The 16,043-nt window shown below is 47.5% G+C and carries 21 protein-coding genes; 19 read left to right on the top strand and 2 right to left on the bottom strand.

The window, feature by feature from the left end; all coding sequences use genetic code 11:
- Window positions 1-53 precede the first annotated feature (53 nt).
- The 10 genes from KTG14_RS05065 to KTG14_RS05020 all read left to right on the top strand — a co-directional run bounded on the left by KTG14_RS05065 (window position 54) and on the right by KTG14_RS05020 (window position 10,123).
- Window positions 54-2,222 carry a penicillin-binding transpeptidase domain-containing protein gene (locus KTG14_RS05065; protein ID WP_216969922.1) on the top strand — a complete coding sequence of 723 codons (2,169 nt, stop codon included), beginning with the start codon at window positions 54-56 and terminating at the stop codon, window positions 2,220-2,222.
- Window positions 2,223-2,414: 192 nt separating this feature from the next.
- A complete protein-coding gene (locus KTG14_RS05060; protein ID WP_216969921.1) occupies window positions 2,415-3,383 on the top strand; it encodes a PstS family phosphate ABC transporter substrate-binding protein in 969 nt (322 codons plus the stop codon).
- Window positions 3,384-3,454: 71 nt separating this feature from the next.
- Window positions 3,455-4,381 (top strand): phosphate ABC transporter permease subunit PstC, encoded by a 927-nt coding sequence (gene pstC, locus KTG14_RS05055; RefSeq protein WP_216969920.1) that lies wholly within the window; start codon window positions 3,455-3,457, stop codon window positions 4,379-4,381.
- A 1-nt stretch (window position 4,382) separates the two neighbouring features.
- Window positions 4,383-5,261, top strand: coding sequence for a phosphate ABC transporter permease PstA (gene pstA, locus KTG14_RS05050; protein ID WP_058380903.1), 879 nt, complete (start codon window positions 4,383-4,385; stop codon window positions 5,259-5,261).
- 26 nt (window positions 5,262-5,287) lie between these two features.
- Window positions 5,288-6,109 carry a phosphate ABC transporter ATP-binding protein PstB gene (pstB, locus tag KTG14_RS05045; protein WP_254178003.1) on the top strand — a complete coding sequence of 274 codons (822 nt, stop codon included), beginning with the start codon at window positions 5,288-5,290 and terminating at the stop codon, window positions 6,107-6,109.
- A gap of 71 nt (window positions 6,110-6,180) precedes the next feature.
- Entirely contained in the window at window positions 6,181-6,840 is a 660-nt protein-coding gene (gene phoU, locus KTG14_RS05040; RefSeq protein ID WP_216969919.1) for a phosphate signaling complex protein PhoU, read from the top strand.
- 179 nt (window positions 6,841-7,019) lie between these two features.
- Window positions 7,020-7,169, top strand: coding sequence for a 50S ribosomal protein L33 (rpmG, locus tag KTG14_RS05035; protein WP_082799233.1), 150 nt, complete (start codon window positions 7,020-7,022; stop codon window positions 7,167-7,169).
- 115 nt (window positions 7,170-7,284) lie between these two features.
- The gene (locus tag KTG14_RS05030) at window positions 7,285-7,860 is read left to right on the top strand and encodes a 5-formyltetrahydrofolate cyclo-ligase (RefSeq protein ID WP_216969918.1); all 576 of its coding nucleotides are present in this window, start codon (window positions 7,285-7,287) and stop codon (window positions 7,858-7,860) included.
- On the top strand, window positions 7,857-8,063 hold the full coding sequence (locus KTG14_RS05025) for a YqgQ family protein (protein ID WP_211654013.1): 207 nt from the start codon (window positions 7,857-7,859) through the stop codon (window positions 8,061-8,063). Before KTG14_RS05030 ends, KTG14_RS05025 begins: the two co-directional genes overlap by 4 nt.
- Before the next feature lie 155 nt (window positions 8,064-8,218).
- Window positions 8,219-10,123: an LTA synthase family protein gene (locus tag KTG14_RS05020; protein WP_216969917.1), complete on the top strand. Its 1,905-nt coding sequence runs from the start codon at window positions 8,219-8,221 to the stop codon at window positions 10,121-10,123.
- Between the two features lie 96 nt (window positions 10,124-10,219).
- On the opposite strand, the gene KTG14_RS05015 is transcribed toward KTG14_RS05020, so the two are convergent.
- Window positions 10,220-10,402: a DUF2759 domain-containing protein gene (locus tag KTG14_RS05015; protein WP_058380897.1), complete on the bottom strand. Its 183-nt coding sequence runs from the start codon at window positions 10,400-10,402 to the stop codon at window positions 10,220-10,222.
- Between the two features lie 153 nt (window positions 10,403-10,555).
- Here KTG14_RS05015 and KTG14_RS05010 point away from each other — a divergent pair, with 153 nt between their 5' ends.
- Window positions 10,556-11,191 (top strand): MBL fold metallo-hydrolase, encoded by a 636-nt coding sequence (locus tag KTG14_RS05010; RefSeq protein WP_216969916.1) that lies wholly within the window; start codon window positions 10,556-10,558, stop codon window positions 11,189-11,191.
- Window positions 11,192-11,247: 56 nt separating this feature from the next.
- Here KTG14_RS05010 and KTG14_RS05005 read toward each other — a convergent pair whose 3' ends face one another.
- Window positions 11,248-11,490, bottom strand: coding sequence for a DUF2626 domain-containing protein (locus KTG14_RS05005; protein WP_068462036.1), 243 nt, complete (start codon window positions 11,488-11,490; stop codon window positions 11,248-11,250).
- A gap of 286 nt (window positions 11,491-11,776) precedes the next feature.
- On the opposite strand from KTG14_RS05005, the gene comGA reads away from it, so the two are divergent.
- From comGA to KTG14_RS04965, 8 genes are read left to right on the top strand one after another with little or no spacing between them, the layout of a single operon-like run.
- Window positions 11,777-12,802, top strand: coding sequence for a competence type IV pilus ATPase ComGA (gene comGA / locus KTG14_RS05000; RefSeq protein WP_216969915.1), 1,026 nt, complete (start codon window positions 11,777-11,779; stop codon window positions 12,800-12,802).
- Window positions 12,774-13,817 carry a competence type IV pilus assembly protein ComGB gene (comGB, locus tag KTG14_RS04995; protein WP_216969914.1) on the top strand — a complete coding sequence of 348 codons (1,044 nt, stop codon included), beginning with the start codon at window positions 12,774-12,776 and terminating at the stop codon, window positions 13,815-13,817. Before comGA ends, comGB begins: the two co-directional genes overlap by 29 nt.
- An 11-nt stretch (window positions 13,818-13,828) precedes the next feature.
- Window positions 13,829-14,146 (top strand): competence type IV pilus major pilin ComGC, encoded by a 318-nt coding sequence (comGC, locus tag KTG14_RS04990; protein ID WP_216969913.1) that lies wholly within the window; start codon window positions 13,829-13,831, stop codon window positions 14,144-14,146.
- Window positions 14,080-14,574 carry a competence type IV pilus minor pilin ComGD gene (comGD, locus tag KTG14_RS04985; RefSeq protein WP_258048457.1) on the top strand — a complete coding sequence of 165 codons (495 nt, stop codon included), beginning with the start codon at window positions 14,080-14,082 and terminating at the stop codon, window positions 14,572-14,574. The genes comGC and comGD overlap by 67 nt, the downstream gene beginning before the upstream one ends.
- A 13-nt stretch (window positions 14,575-14,587) precedes the next feature.
- Window positions 14,588-14,860, top strand: a complete 273-nt coding sequence (locus KTG14_RS04980; RefSeq protein WP_254178002.1) for a hypothetical protein — start codon at window positions 14,588-14,590, stop codon at window positions 14,858-14,860.
- Window positions 14,848-15,288 carry a competence type IV pilus minor pilin ComGF gene (locus tag KTG14_RS04975; protein WP_216969911.1) on the top strand — a complete coding sequence of 147 codons (441 nt, stop codon included), beginning with the start codon at window positions 14,848-14,850 and terminating at the stop codon, window positions 15,286-15,288. Before KTG14_RS04980 ends, KTG14_RS04975 begins: the two co-directional genes overlap by 13 nt.
- Window positions 15,266-15,469, top strand: coding sequence for a hypothetical protein (locus tag KTG14_RS04970; protein ID WP_216969910.1), 204 nt, complete (start codon window positions 15,266-15,268; stop codon window positions 15,467-15,469). Before KTG14_RS04975 ends, KTG14_RS04970 begins: the two co-directional genes overlap by 23 nt.
- Window positions 15,470-15,488: 19 nt before the next feature.
- The gene (locus tag KTG14_RS04965) at window positions 15,489-16,013 is read left to right on the top strand and encodes a shikimate kinase (protein ID WP_216969909.1); all 525 of its coding nucleotides are present in this window, start codon (window positions 15,489-15,491) and stop codon (window positions 16,011-16,013) included.
- The last annotated feature ends 30 nt before the right edge of the window (window positions 16,014-16,043 follow it).

Below are 16,043 nucleotides of genomic sequence, written 5' to 3'. Positions count from 1 at the left end.
TGTCCGGTGCTATACTAGCAACTGGATATTTTTTTGAAAGGAGCTACGCGCTCATGAAAAACCCTCAAAAACGGCGTGTTTCGCTGGCGAAATCCAAACTCCAGTCCAACACGACCTTCAGGATGAACATCCTCTTTTTTGCTATTTTCCTGTTGTTTTCTATGCTCATTCTGCGCCTAGGGTATTTGCAAATCGTCAAAGGGGAAGATTACGCCCGTGCGATTGCCAGAACCGAGGAAGTGGCGGTCAACACTAGTGTGCCGCGCGGACGGATTTTTGATTCTGCCGGACGCTTGCAAGTTGATAACGAGCCCGTCAATAGCATCACATATACGAAGATGCAGACGACAAAAAGCAGCGAGATGATGGAAGTGGCTGAAGAACTTGCCAAATTGATTGAAAAAGATACTGAAAAAGTGACTTTGCGCGATAAGCAAGACTTTTACATACAATTGAATACGGAAAGCGCAACCGAAAAAGTGACGGCTGAAGAACGCGCTGCGATTGAAGCGGAAGACGCGTCTCAGAAGGAAAAGCAGCAGAAGCTTGATGCCTTGATTCGTGAGAAAATCACCGATGAAGAACTCGCTAGCCTGACAGAGGAACAATTAGAAGTTCTGGCGATTTACCGGGAAATGACTTCTGGCTATGCGTTGTCTCCGCAAATCATTAAAGGTGAAGGCGTCACAGATGAAGAATTCGCCGTCGTATCAGAGCGCTTGACCAATCCAAAACTGGAAGGCGTCAACACAGTCACTGACTGGAAGCGCGTAAAAATGACCGATTTGACGATCCTCGGCAGTACGACGACGCCTGACCAAGGGATCCCGGCCAATCGCCTTGATTATTATTTAAGCCGCGATTATTCCCGCAACGACCGCGTCGGCACGAGCTTCTTGGAGCAACAGTATGAAGATGTGCTGCAAGGCCAGAAATCGAGCGTCAAAAACGTCACCGACGGCCGCGGCCGCGTCATCGAAACGGTACCGGTTGATGAAGGCGAACCTGGAAAAGATTTGGTCTTGACGATTGACAGCGAACTTCAATATGAATTGGAAAAAATCGTGGAAGAAAAATTACTTGCATTGAAAGCAGGTCCAAACTCGCAACTAGTCAAGGATGCGTACTTGGTCATGATGAATCCTCAAACGGGGGATGTCTTGTCGATGGTCGGTAAACGTGTCGGCGAAGATGAAAACGGCAGACGCGTCGTCAACGACTATGCGTTCGGTACGTTTACGGCTGCCCACGAAATGGGTTCAACCGTCAAAGGCGCCACTTTGCTGACAGGATATGAGCAAGATGCCGTGGAGATTGGCGAAGTGCAAATCGATGAACCATTGAAGTTTAGGAGCACTAAACAGAAAAATTCAATTTTCAACACAACGCCGTTTAATCGCATCCCAATGAACGATTTGATGGCGATTGAACGTTCATCCAACGTCTATATGTTTAAAATTGCATTAAAAATTGCAGGTTTAGAATATCAGTATAACCGAGGTCTCAATATAGGGCCTGAAAGCTTTGGAATCATGCGTAACTCGTTTGCACAATTTGGACTTGGAGTAGAGACCGGTATTGATTTGCCGAACGAAGGCACCGGATATCTTGGAAATACGAGTCAAGGGAGTTTACTGCTAGATCTAGCTATTGGTCAGTTCGATACGTATACACCGATGCAACTCGCCCAGTATATCTCCACCATTGCCAACGACGGCTACCGCATGCAGCCGCATGTCGTCAAGGAGATCCGCAAAGCTTCTCCTGACGGCGAGACGCTTGGGCCCATCGAGACAGTTATCGAACCGAAAATCATGAACCGCATCAATAATACGCAAGAAGAAATCGACCGTGTCAAAGAAGGCATGCGTAATGTGTATATCGGCAGCTCCGGCTCGGCGCGCGCGCAGTTCAGCGATACGCCGTATACTGCAGCCGGCAAGACCGGAACAGCGGAAGCTTTCTACTTCGAACGCGGCAATCCATTTCATAACACGGTGAACGTCAACATCGCGCATGTTGGTTTCGCGCCTTACGAGGACCCGGAAATCGCTTATGCCGTGGTCATTCCCTATGTGACGACCGACCCTACCAAAGTGCCAAGAACAAACAATGAAATTGCCCGCGCTGCAGCAGACAAGTATTTTGAGTTAAAAGCGCAGCGCAGCGAAGACGAAGCGAATGAAATCAAGCCGCCTTTTAGCGGAACACGCATCGAATAAATATGTTTTTTTCCATGTAAAGCAAACCGCCCTACCAAAGTCCTGAAATGGACGCTGGTCGGGCGGTTTTTGTTTTTCCCTATAAGTCTTTTGTCATTTACAATTTCTTAACAATGGCTTCATATGTCCTCAACAATAGAACCGTATAGTTGGTCTTGTAAACAACAAACCATATTAGGGGGAAACATTAAAATGAGAAACTGGAAGTTCGCTATGGCATCAACAATTCTTGGATCGGCACTAGTACTTGGAGCATGTGGCAGCACGGAAGAAACAGCTACAGGTTCTGAAACTGAAGAAACGACAACAGACACCGCTTCAGACGAAGCAGTACTGGAAGGTTCTGTCACAGGTGACGGTTCTTCTACAGTCGCGCCTATCCTTGAAGGAATTGTTGAAGAATACGCAGCAGTTCAACCTGAAGTCCAAGTAACGGTCGGCGTTTCCGGTACGGGCGGCGGATTCGAAAAATTCGTCCAAGGTGAAACAGCTTTCTCAAATGCTTCTAGACCGATTAAAGAAGAAGAAATTGCGAGCCTTGAAGAAGCAGGCATCGAATATACGGAATTCCTTCTTGCATATGACGGGCTTTCAGTAGTCGTCAACCAGGAAAACGACTGGGTGGAAGATTTGACGGTTGAAGACTTGAAAAAACTTTGGGTAGAAGATGGCAGCACAAAAATGTGGTCAGACATCAACCCGGAATGGCCGGATGAAGAAGTCGTATTTTATGCACCAGGAACAGCTTCTGGAACATACGATTATTTCAATGAAGTCATCCTCGAAGAAGAAGACATCGTCGAATCGGCAACATTATCTGAAGACGACAACACGCTTGTTCAAGGGATTCAAGGAGATCCAAACGCAATCGGATTTTTCGGCTATGCTTACTACATTGCGAACCAAGACACTTTGAAAGTCGTAACTATTGATGGCGTCGAGCCAAACCCGGAAACAATTGAATCCGGTGACTATTCGCCACTATCACGCCCGCTCTTCACTTACGCCAACAATGCGAAAATCGCTGAAGATGAAGCGGCATATGATTTCATGCAGTTCACTTTAGAAAATGCAGGACAAATGGCTGAAGCAGTCGGATACGTTCCATTGGCAGAAGAGGATTACGAGCAAGGCTTGGCAGATCTTGAAGCGTTGAAATAAATCAAGTTGCAAGTTCAGTCTTAGGGTGAGCAGCTGCTGCTCGCCTTTTGCGGTTGAAAGGGGATTCTATTATGCGGACATCGGTTCAGGAACTGATCGCAAAGTCGAAAGATAAGAAAAGCAAAAAAATTATTGAGAAGCTCATCCCGATCCTATTGTTTTTGATCGCTTCTGTGTCGGTTTTGACAACCATCGGGATTGTCCTGACATTAATCATTGAAACCATTACCTTCTTTACAAGAGTACCGCTGTCCGACTTCATCCTTGGCACGACTTGGCTGCCATTCGCCAATAGCGGAGCCCAGTTCGGCATTTGGCCGTTGATCGTCGGGACGCTGAAAATCACCGGTATCGCGATCGTCGTGGCTGTGCCGATCGGCATTTCAGCTGCCATTTACTTGAGCGAATACGCTTCTGACAACGTACGGCGCATCGTCAAGCCGGTTCTTGAAGTTTTGGCGGGAGTCCCGACCATCGTTTATGGCTTTTTCGCCTTAACGTTCGTGACGCCTGTATTGCAAAGCTTTTTCCCGGACATCAAGATTTTTAACGCGATTTCACCAGGGATCGTCGTCGGCATCATGATCATCCCGATGATCGCTTCGCTATCGGAAGACGCCATGTCGTCTGTCCCGAAAAGCATTCGCGACGGGGCGCTTGCCATGGGCTCGACAAAGTTTGAAGTCGCTTGGAAAATTACCGTTCCAGCCGCGTTGTCCGGCATTATTGCCTCAGTTGTGCTCGGTTTGTCCCGTGCGATCGGCGAGACGATGATCGTTTCGCTTGCGGCAGGGTCAACGCCGAAATTCGATGGCGATTTCACTGGTTCGATCCAGACGATGACCGCCTATATCGTGCAAGTATCCAAAGGCGATGCCGGTTATGGAACGACGATTTACTACTCCATCTATGCGGTCGGGTTTACGTTATTCCTCTTCACGATGGCGATGAATATCCTGGCTGGGTATATGTCAAAACGTTTCCGGGAGGAATATTAAGATGAGATACATTGAACAGGAAAAAGTTGTCCGTCGAATGAACGGTCGGATGGTCGTCAACCGGGTCTTTCAAGGGCTCTTCATGTTTGCGACGGCGCTCGCACTGCTGGCGCTGGTGATCTTGCTGTACCGGATCGTCAGTCAAGGAGCGGGACATCTGTCGCTAGACTTCCTGACCAATTTTGCTTCACGGTTCCCGGATCAAGCAGGGATTAAAGCGGCGCTCGTCGGGTCGATCTGGCTGATGGCAGTCGTTGCTCCTACATCCATTTTGCTTGGCGTGGGATCTGCGATTTATTTAGAAGAATACGCCAAAAAAGGGCGCATCACGACATTTATCCAAATGAATATTTCCAATTTGGCAGGGGTTCCGTCAGTTGTCTTCGGACTTTTGGGGTTGACGATCTTTGTCCGCGCATTGGCGCTTGGCAACAGCATCCTTGCAGCAGGCTTTACGATGAGCTTGCTCATCCTGCCGGTCATTATCGTAGCAGCACAGGAAGCGATCCGTTCGGTTCCGGGCGAACTGCGCGACGCATCCTACGGAATGGGTGCAACTAAATGGCAGACCATCGTGCGCATCATCTTGCCAGCAGCGATACCCGGAATTCTGACAGGCAGCATCTTAGCTTTGTCACGGGCCATTGGCGAAACAGCACCGCTGATCGTTGTGGGTATTCCGGTTATCATCCAGTTTTTGCCGGAAGGCGTCATGGACACATTCACCGCCTTGCCGATGCAAATCTATGACTGGTCGAGCCGTCCGCAAGCTGAGTTCCAGACGGTCGCAGCAGCCGGCATCATCGTCTTGATGGTCGTGTTGCTATTCATGAATTCAATAGCAGTCTTCATTCGGAACAAATTCGATAAATCCTATTAAAGTGTCATGCGGAAGGGGAGTTCATTATGAACACAGCAACGATCAAAACGAAAATCAATACAGCACAGCCTACCTCAGTAGAACAAGTTGAGAAGGAAAGTGTTTATAGCACGCGTCAATTGAATTTATGGTATGGCAATAACCATGCTTTGAAAAACATTGATTTGGAAATCGGGGAAAACGAAGTCACGGCGATTATCGGGCCATCTGGGTGCGGGAAATCGACGTATCTGAAAACATTGAACCGCATGGTGGAACTGGTGCCTTCTGTCAAGACTTCAGGGGAGATCCATTACCGCGGCCGCAATATCTTCGATTCCAGTTATGGAGTTGAAGAATTGCGCACACGCGTCGGCATGGTATTCCAAAAGCCGAATCCGTTTCCGAAATCAATTTACGATAATATCGCATACGGCCCCCGCATCCACGGCATCAAAAACAAGAAAATCCTGGATGAAATCGTCGAAAAAAGCTTGCGCGGCGCAGCGATCTGGGACGAAGTGAAAGACCGCCTGAACGAAAATGCGTACGGCATCTCAGGTGGCCAACAGCAGCGGATCTGCATCGCACGGACATTGGCGATCGAACCGGACGTTATCTTGATGGACGAGCCGACATCTGCACTTGACCCGATTTCGACTTTGAAAATCGAAGAATTGGTGCAGGAATTGAAAGAGCAATACAGCATCATCATCGTAACCCATAATATGCAGCAAGCTGCGCGGATTTCCGATAAAACTGCCTTCTTCTTGAACGGCGAAGTCATCGAATATGACCGCACCGATACAATTTTCTCGAATCCTGCAGATAAACGGACAGAGGATTACATTTCAGGTCGCTTCGGCTGATGCACAACTTCAATCAGTGGGAATGGGTTTCCCGCTGGCCGTTACAAATGGATGAATGGGAGGAACAGTAAATGGCAGTACGCGAAAAGTTTGAATATGAATTACATTCAGCACAGGAACAATTAATTACACTGAGCACGATGGCCATCGATGCACTCGACAAATCGATGAAGGCACTCGTCGCCCATGACATCGACAAGGCGCTTCAAGTAATTGACGATGACGCCAATATCAATCGCCTTGAAGAAGAACTCAACGACCAAGTGATCCTGTTAATTGCCAAGCAATCGCCGGTTGCGACCGATCTCAGACGTTTGATCGTCACGATCAAAGTCGCTTCGGATATGGAGCGGGTCGGGGATTACGCCGTCAACATCGCAAAAGAAACGATCCGCATTGGGCAGCAGGATTTGCTCGAGCCGATCAATAAAATTCAGCGCATGCACGAACTCGCAACCTCAATGCTGCGCCAAGGCATAGAAGCCTTGATAGAAGAAGACGTGGAAAAAGCCAAGGAAATTGCCGACCTCGATGACGAAGTCGATGATTTGTACGGTGAAGCGATCCGGCTGTTGTTCCGGCACAGCGCAAAAGAGCCCGAAAAGCTCAGCCAAGTGACGCAATTAGCATTTGTCTGCCGTTATATGGAACGATCTGCGGATTATGCGACCAATATCGCGGAGCAATTATTCTACCTCGTTCGCGGCCGCCATTACGATCTGAACAAATAAATGAATGAATGAATGAATGAACAAAACCACAGCCTCGACCGTGGTTTTTTATTTAGGGAAATGATGGAGAAGCGGCATTTTTCAGTAGACAAACACTGAAGGTATGCTATAATAATTAAGTCGTATAGATCACGCTTATTAATGAAATGGATTTTTTGAAAGAATTGGGAGGGATATCGATGCGTGTAAACATTACACTAGCTTGCACAGACTGTGGCGAAAGAAACTACAGCACTGTTAAAAATAAGCGCAACAACCCTGAGCGTCTTGAATTGAAAAAATATTGCTCACGTGAAAAGAAAATGACAACACACCGTGAAACGAAGTAAGTAATTGACTGCCAAAACCTCTCGGGGTTTTGGCTTTTTCTTTTGTTATGCGCAGTTTACTATAGAAACTATACATAGAGACAATCTACAGTTCAGCAGAAGGGGCGTTTGCGTAATGAAAAAAGCAGTGTTGAGGAAATCGGTCATCGGCCAAATGAGTGAACTTACAGAATCACAACATGCCCAAATGTCATCGGCGATTTTAGAGAAACTTCTGGAAGATCCCGATTTTCAAAAAGCTGAAACTGTCGGGGTGACCATCTCGCGCTGGCCGGAAGTGGATACGATTCCGCTTATCGAAACGTGTTGGCGGCTGGGGAAGAGAGTCGCCGCCCCGAAATGTTTTGCAAAAGACCGGACGATGGATTTCCGGCTGTTCAACAAGCTCGGCCAATTGGAAGTGGTGTACATGGACCTCAAAGAACCGATCAAAGCCGAAACAGAAGCGATCGGCCCCGAAAGCATCGATTTATTGATTGTGCCGGGTGTTGTCTTTACACAAAGCGGCTACCGTATCGGCTTTGGCGGAGGCTATTACGACCGGTATTTGAGCGGATTTAGCGGCCATACCCGTTCGTTGGCTTTTGATTTCCAGCTGGATGGCGAATTGCCTATCGAAAGCCACGATATTCCCGTCGATGGCATCATTACGGAAAAAAGAACAATCGACTCGAAGGCGGTGAGAACATGAAAGACCTTTACGATGTAATGCAATTGCTGAAAAGATACGGCACGATCATCTACACGGCGGATTTCATTTCGGATATCGATTTGATGGAATCCGATATCCGCGATCTATACGACCACGATTTCATCACTCCGCGTGAATATGCATCCGCCTTGATGATCTTGCGGCAAAAACGCACAGAATATGAGAAAAAAGGAAAATCATGAAACCGATAGCGTTTTGGAACGTCTATTAAGGGGAATTACTTTCGCTTGAGGATGATTTGTTCTATACTATAAGGTATTGAATTTCCATTTTACTTGAAACTGAAATTCGCACGAACCGGACAAACGCTCCGGTAAGACGAGGAGGATGTGCGGCAATGAAAAACAGAGAATGGCCTAAGCATTCGGTCTTGGCCATCGCAGTCATCGCGACATGGCTGACGACATATGTCGTCTACAAAACGGCCTTTTCCATCACAATCGACAATGCATTGCAGGAATTCATCCTGTTCTTGAACCCATTAAGCTTATTATTATTCGCCTATGGAGGCGCGCTCTTCTTCAAGAGCAAGAAAGCACGAAACCGCTATATTCTAGTTATCGCGGTCGTGACATCGATTATTCTATACGGCAACGTGGCGTTTTACCGTTTCTTTACGGATTTCATCACGCTGCCTGTATTGTTCCAGACCGATAATTTCGGCGATCTTGGATCCAGTGCTGCGGCGAGCATCTACTGGACCGATATTCTTTATTTCGCCGATATCATCATCATTCTCTTAGCAATGCGCTTCGTGAATGAGAAACAGTCAGCAGCCAAATCGGCAGCGACACACCGCAAAGCATATTTCGTCCTGTCGGCAGCAGTGCTGTTCTTCAATCTCGGGCTTGCGGAAGCGGAACGCCCACAATTATTGACGAGAAGCTTTGACCGCGAAATGCTCGTCAAGAACCTGGGGATGTACAATTACCATCTGTATGATGTCTATATCCAATCGAAATCACAAGCCCAGCGAGCGCTTGCGGATGGTTCCGAATTAACGGAAGTGACCAACTACGTTCGCTCGAATCAGGCAGAACCGTCTGAAGAAATGTTCGGTGCGGCGGAAGGACGCAATTTGATCGTCGTAACGCTCGAATCGTTGCAGACCTTCGTCTTGAACAACGAAATGAACGGCGAGACCATTACGCCGTTCATGAACGAATTGACACAAGATGAAGATACGATTTACTTCCCGAATTTTTATCACCAGACCGGGCTTGGAAAGACATCCGACTCCGAGTTCCTGCTTGAGACCGGCATGTATCCGTTGAGCGGGGGCGCCGTGTTCTTTACACACAGCGGCAATACATTCAATTCCATGGCGGAGAAGATGGGCGATGAAGGTTATTCGACCAATGTCCAGCACGCCAATACAAAAAGCTTTTGGAACCGCGACATGATGTATGAATCGCTCAATATTGACAAGTTTTACGATATCCAAAGCTACACGGTGGGGGAAGGGCAAGCTGTCAACTGGGGCATGAAGGACATCCCATTCTTTGAGCAATCAGTGGACCATATGTCTGACATGCAGCAGCCGTTCTACACGCGTCTGTTGTCACTGACGAACCACCACCCATTTACACTGGATGAAGAAGATAAGCTAATCAGTGAATTTGATTCCAATTCAGGCACCTTGAACCGTTATTTCCAGACGGTGCGCTATTTGGATGAAGCGGTCAAGACATTGTTCGAAGACTTGAAAGAACAAGGGCTATACGAAAACTCCATCATCGTGATGTATGGTGACCATTACGGCATCTCCGACAACCACAATGAAGCGATGGCGCAATACTTAGGCAAGGAAATTACGCCATATGAATCGGCGCAATTGCAAAAAGTGCCGTTTTTCGTCCATATTCCGGGGTATGAAAAGGGCTATGTAGACGAAGAAATCGGCGGCCAAGTGGATATGCGTTCGACGATCCTTCATTTGATGGGCATGGAAACCGAAAAAGACATTCAATTCGGAGGCGACTTGTTCTCTGAAGAACACGAGGAATTCGTCATTTTCCGTGACGGGCGTTTTGTGACCGATGAATACGTCTATGCAGCGAATGTTTGCTACGATATCGAAACGGGGGAACCGGTAGAAGACCAAAGTGTGTGCGACCCATATGCTGAACGTGCCCTTGAGGAGCTCCAGTATTCTGAATCGATCATCAATGGCGACTTGCTGAGGTTCTACGAAGAGGAAAACGGCCAATTGAAGTCATTGGATGAACAACAACAACCGTAAGATAAAAGGGCTGCCTTAACCGCGATGGTTAAGGCAGCCCTTTTCTACGGCCAATCAAAAAACCGGCACAATGGATGCGCCGGTTTTTGTGGTTTCTTAATGAAGGCCAGGTGGGTAACCGTGTGTAATGAGAGTCGCAACGGTGAAACCGCCGAAAATAACAAAGGTCCCAAAATTAAATAAGAATCCTAACACTTCTTTGTTTCTTAGGGTTTGAACTGTACCGATTGCAGCAAGAACTGCTGTGAGGCCGAAAATAACCATCAAAATCCAACTCATCTTATGACACTCCCTTCAACTTTAACAGCCAGTGCCGTCTTCTACTCTTTATATTGTAAAGAAATTCTGCAAGTTTGTCGAGGCGTAAAAATGTCATTCTATTGAACAAGCAAAAGAATGTGTTCATGATATACTGCTAATGAGGTGAAAGACATGTTGAAAATTGATCGGCTGGAACTCGGCTCAGTACAAACGAATTGCTACATCATATCAGGGGAAGACAAACAGTGTGTCATTTTTGATCCCGGCGAGGAAGCGGGGAAAATTCAAGAAGTATTAAAGCGCAAGCAATTGACGCCGCTTGCGATTCTTTTGACACACGCCCATTTCGATCATATCGGAGCGGTCGATGAATTGAGAGAGAAATATCAGATTCCCGTCTATCTTCATCACAAAGAACGCGATTTCCTGAGCCGTCCCAACTTGAACGGCTCAGGCAAATATGCGGCATTGCCGGATTATCGCGTAGCGGATGCAGATGAATGGATCACCGATGAACAAGCACTAGAAATCGGTCCGTTCCAAATGGAGCTATTCCATACTCCTGGGCATTCACCGGGCAGCGTGAGCTTCTATTTTGCGAAAGACCGTTTCGCGATTGTTGGCGATACGTTATTTTCGGGAAGTATTGGACGGACTGATTTAACGGAAGGTTCGGAATCGGTATTGTTAAAATCGATCCGTGATTCCTTATTGACCTTGCCAGAAGAAACGTTCCTGTTTCCTGGGCATGGCCCGGAAACAACGCCTGGGCAAGAACGCCAACACAATCCGTTCTTGCGCATATAAACGTAAAAAAAAACGGCCGCGATGGCCGTTTTTTTTGCGTTCACATTCAAGTTCTATTAATGACCTGCTCCTGGGATGTGGATGAACGTAGAGTAGTAAGTAAAGCCAACGAAAAAGACTGTCAGGTAGGCTGCAAAAATATACATGTACATGCGTTCAGAAATGTTTAAGTATCCAAGAAGAACGAACAAGCCGGTATTGGCAACCATCAGCAATGATACTTCTACCATGTCGCCGACGTAAAATAAAATTGCAAAGATTCCAGTCCACCATCCCATTAATTTAAACATATTATCCATGGGTAATCCCTCCTTTGCCACTATACAATAATCTCCTATTCATTATATAGGAAGACGAGTCTATGTGTAAACAAGGACTTCATGCCAGTTTGTGACAAAGCGGTGTAGGCTTGTTCATAAAGCGTTCCTGTGCGATAGATGCAGGCCCTGAAAACTTGGATTTCAAGGCATTGCAGCGTTCAAATAATTATTTTGGTATTTTCGATTTTCAAAGGTAATCCATGTGCTTATACTAATGGTGAGCGGGGAGGCAGCCTCCGCTCACAGACCCGGATAGGAGGTGAATATGCAAGAGATAATTGAACGGCGATGCGTTGATTTATTGCATTCCGCCGTAGCAGAAAAAACCACAGATATCCACATCAGGCCAGAACCCCATGATTACAACATCACCTACCGGACATATAATCACTTCAGGCCGGTGACGAAAATCCCCTTCGATTTAGGCGATCGCATGATTGCTTACTTCAAATACCTCTCCCTTTTGGACATGAGCGAAAAACGAAAACCCCAAACTGGCTCATTTCATCTCCAGATGAATGGGCATACCCACCATTTCCGAATTTCGACATTGCCTTCCGTGATGACGAGAGAAAGTATTGTCATACGTGTCATCCCTGACAGCACAGCGTTATTTCTTGACGAATTGGCGGCATTCCGCGATTCGGCTAGGCAGCTGGAGAAGCTTGCCGGCGAACGGCAGGGTTTAATGCTATTGACGGGCCCGACCGGCTGCGGCAAATCCACTACTCTATATTCTCTCTTGCGCCATTGTTCAGAACGGCTTAAGCGCAATGTCATTACCTTGGAGGATCCTGTCGAGCGCCAAAATCCTGCCTTTCTTCAAATTCAAGTAAACGAAAAGTCGGGGATGAATTATGCGACCGGCTTGAAAGCGATTTTAAGGCATGATCCCGATATTATCATGATAGGTGAAATCCGTGATGCGGAAACGGCTGAAATAGCTGTCAGGGCTGCGTTGACAGGACATTTGGTGTTTTCGACGATCCATGCCAGGCATTCGGTCGGCTGCCTTCACAGGCTCCATGACCTCGGCATCCCCTATGAAGACATGCTGCAGACTCTTATCGGCATTGCGGCCCAGAAAATTGTTCCGATGTACGAGGATCTGGAACAGCTCCAGACGAGGCATCGCGCATTGTATGAAATTTTGTGTGATGCAAGTTTGGCGGACGCCATACGTTCAGCAAGACAACAGCAGGATTATGAGTTGCCGGAGCATCTATCGTTCGGTGGTCAGATCCGGGAGGGGGTGAGGATCGGTGCGCTTCATTCCGGTTTCGAGTTCTAGGCGTTTGCCATTTCGTGAACGCGCCCAGTTTCTGACGAGGCTCTCGGTTTTAATGTCAGAAGGCTATCTGTTTCCAGTTGCCATGACGCTGCTGTTGCCGATGCACACAGACCGTGTAGAAGAAGCGCTTACGGGAATGGACCGCATCTTGAAGGGCGGCGGCAATGCTGCCGAAGTACTTAAATTTCTCGGGTTTCGCGAGCGCGTGCTATTCCCGGTCGAGATTGCCGAATTCCATGGCAAGCTTGGCGAAGCGATCCACGGCATCGCTGCAGGATTTAAGCGGACAGAAGAAGTGCATAAGAAACTACGCAATATCCTCGTCTACCCTGTTTCGCTATTGGTTCTTACGGCCGCGTTGTTCTTATTTTTCAGAACCAATTATGTGCCCAATCTAACTGCCTTGATTTCTTCACTGCAGCACGGCGAAGAAGGTGGTGGGGTTCCGGTTTATTTGCTGCGTATTCCGGACTTGGCGATTGCAGTCTTCGCAGTTGCGGCGATGATGGGTTTCGCCTTCCGTGAATACCTTAAGCGGCAGCCTGCCGAGCGCCAAATTGCGCTATTGATCAAGCTGCCGGTCATAGGCCCTGTTATGCGACTTTATTGGTCGCAACTCGCCTCTAGGGAACTTGGCACGCTGTTGCATAGCGGTATTTCCTTGCAGGAAGCGCTGAAGCTGTTGCGTGTTCAGCGGCATCATCCTATCATCAGCCGGATCGCTGAGTCCTTGCACGACGAAGTCAAAACCGGCATCGCGCTGTCGTTCGCTGTAGAACGGCATGCGTTTGCAGCAAATGATATGGCGGCATTCATCCGCCACGGCGAAGCGACTGGCATGCTTGGAAAAGAATTGATGCTATATAGCGAAGTATTGCTCGACAGAATTGAACTGCAAGCCCAGCGTTCCCTGAAAATCATCCAGCCCAGTTTCTTTGTGTTGATTGCTGTTTGTATTGTCGCCGCATATTTGGCGATTCTCTTGCCGATGTACAATCTTGTCCATACGATTTAAGGAGGAATACGATGAAACTATTAAAAAACCAACGAGGCTTTACGCTCATTGAAATGTTGATCGTCATGTTGATCATCACGGTATTGATCGCCATCGCCATCCCGAATGTATCGAAACAGACGTCGGCGGTCGATGAAAAAGGCTGCAAGGCATTTGTCCAAATGGTCCAGGGTCAAGTGGAATCCTATCGAATGGATAAAAAAGCGGTACCGGTGATGGCAGATTTGGTATCTGAAGGCTATTTGAAGACAGGCGAAACGAACTGCCCGAACGGAGAAGTGATCAATATTTCAGTGGACGGCGTGGTGAGCTCATCAAAAGGATCCTAAAGAGCAATTCAGGGTTTACGCTGATTGAAATGCTTCTCGTGTTGATGACGGTGGGAATCAGTGCCTCGCTTGTTGTGGCTTCCGCTGCGCCGCTCGAAAGAAAGCGGGAAGAAGATCGTTTTTTCGCATTGCTCGAGCAAGATATCCATTATGTCCAAAGCCAGAGTTATTCGTTGGAAACATCTGTTGTCTTGATTTTTCGAGACGGCAAGCCGGGCTATGAAGTGATGTATGGCTTAAACCATCCAGGATATTCCAGATCCATGCCGAAATCGGTTAGCTTGAGCGCAGCCAGCAATCTGCGTGAAGTGTATTTCACGCCGAGTGGATCGATTCGGCACCCAGGCACCATGCGCTTTTCGACCAGTCGCGGGGAAAGGACGGTGACAGTGCACCTTGGAAAAGGGCGCGTGGTGGTTTCAAAATGACAGGGGCATCTCCATGGCAGAAACGATACTCAGCTTGTTTATGGTCTTTCTTGTGTTCGGTTCACTGCTGCCGCTCGTTCATGACATGCAGATACGGCTCGAAATGAAGAAAGAGCGTCTCGCGGCTTATGAGACTTTGCACGAGGCGGCAAAAATTATTGCATCAACAGGCAGCACACATGGTGAGCGCTCGGTGAACGGCATCCTCTATTTGTGGCAAGCTGAGGGGCATTGTGTCGAGTACGTGGATTTTCAAGAAAAGCAGGTGCGCTTATGCATCGAGTGAACATCCGATCATCCAAAGGATTTACATTTCTAGACAGCCTTTTGGAGCTATTGGCTTTGTCGATTACGCTGCCGCTTGCCGTGATGTTCTACCTTTTCAGCTCGCATTTTCTGGTGGATCTGGATTCTGGCGCGACAGAGTTCCGGCTGTTTGTGATGGAGCTGCAACAATATCTAGATGGCAGCGAACAAGTTTACATCATGCGCGATGGAAAAGGTGTGCGCATTGTTCGAGATGCGATTGTCTACGATGTCGAATTGTACGGCAACGTTGTGCGCAAGCGAAAAGACCAGCTGGGCCATGAAATCATGCTGACCGATGTGAAAAATAGCAATTTTCAAGTGGAAGGCGAGCGTTTAACGATACGACTGGAGTTCCAAAGCGGCGTAAAAGAGGAGGCCGATTATGAACTTTCGCTTTCCGACTAGCCAATCCGGCGCAGTCTATCCGCTGTCTCTTGTGTTTTTTCTGTCCGCACTGACGCTGTTATCCCATATGGTGCTGCTTTATGCGATTGAATATCAAACTTATGATAGTTTGGAAAATGTTCATAGAAATGCTACTATACAACTACTGATGGAAATTGGGCAAAATAAAATCCCTGAGTAGGGTAGTACGGGTGGGAACAATGAACAGAATATATTTGATCGGTTTTATGGGCTGCGGCAAAAGTGCGGTCGGCAGGAGGCTAAGTTTTTTATTGAAAATGCCGTATTATGATATGGACAAAGAAATCGTCCGTCAGATGGGCATGACGATACCGGAAATCTTCGAGCGCTTCGGCGAAGAATATTTCAGGAATCTCGAAACGGAATTTTTGCAAAATTTGCAACAGGATCATTGTATTGTCTCCACGGGCGGCGGGGTCACGATGCGCAAGGTGAACCAGCGGCTTATGCGCCAAACGGGGCTTGTGTTATTCCTGGATGCGCCTTTTAAGGAAATCTGGCGGCGCATCCATAAAGATCCAAACCGCCCGATTGTCAGGCGCTCGACACGCGAGGAAATTGAAGCTCTCCATAAATCGCGTTACCGTGATTATAAACGCACGGCGCACATCACTATCCGAACCGAACACCGCACGCTGCGGCAAATTACCCAATATGCTGCATTTCAAGTTAAACGTTTGAAAACGAATGATCAGATGGTTTAGGTTTGGAATATTCGTGTTTGAGTCGATAAG

The organism is Planococcus sp. CP5-4_YE (assembly GCF_019042655.1).
GTDB lineage: Bacteria > Bacillota > Bacilli > Bacillales_A > Planococcaceae > Planococcus.
This window is presented reverse-complemented; position numbering and strand designations above follow the sequence as displayed.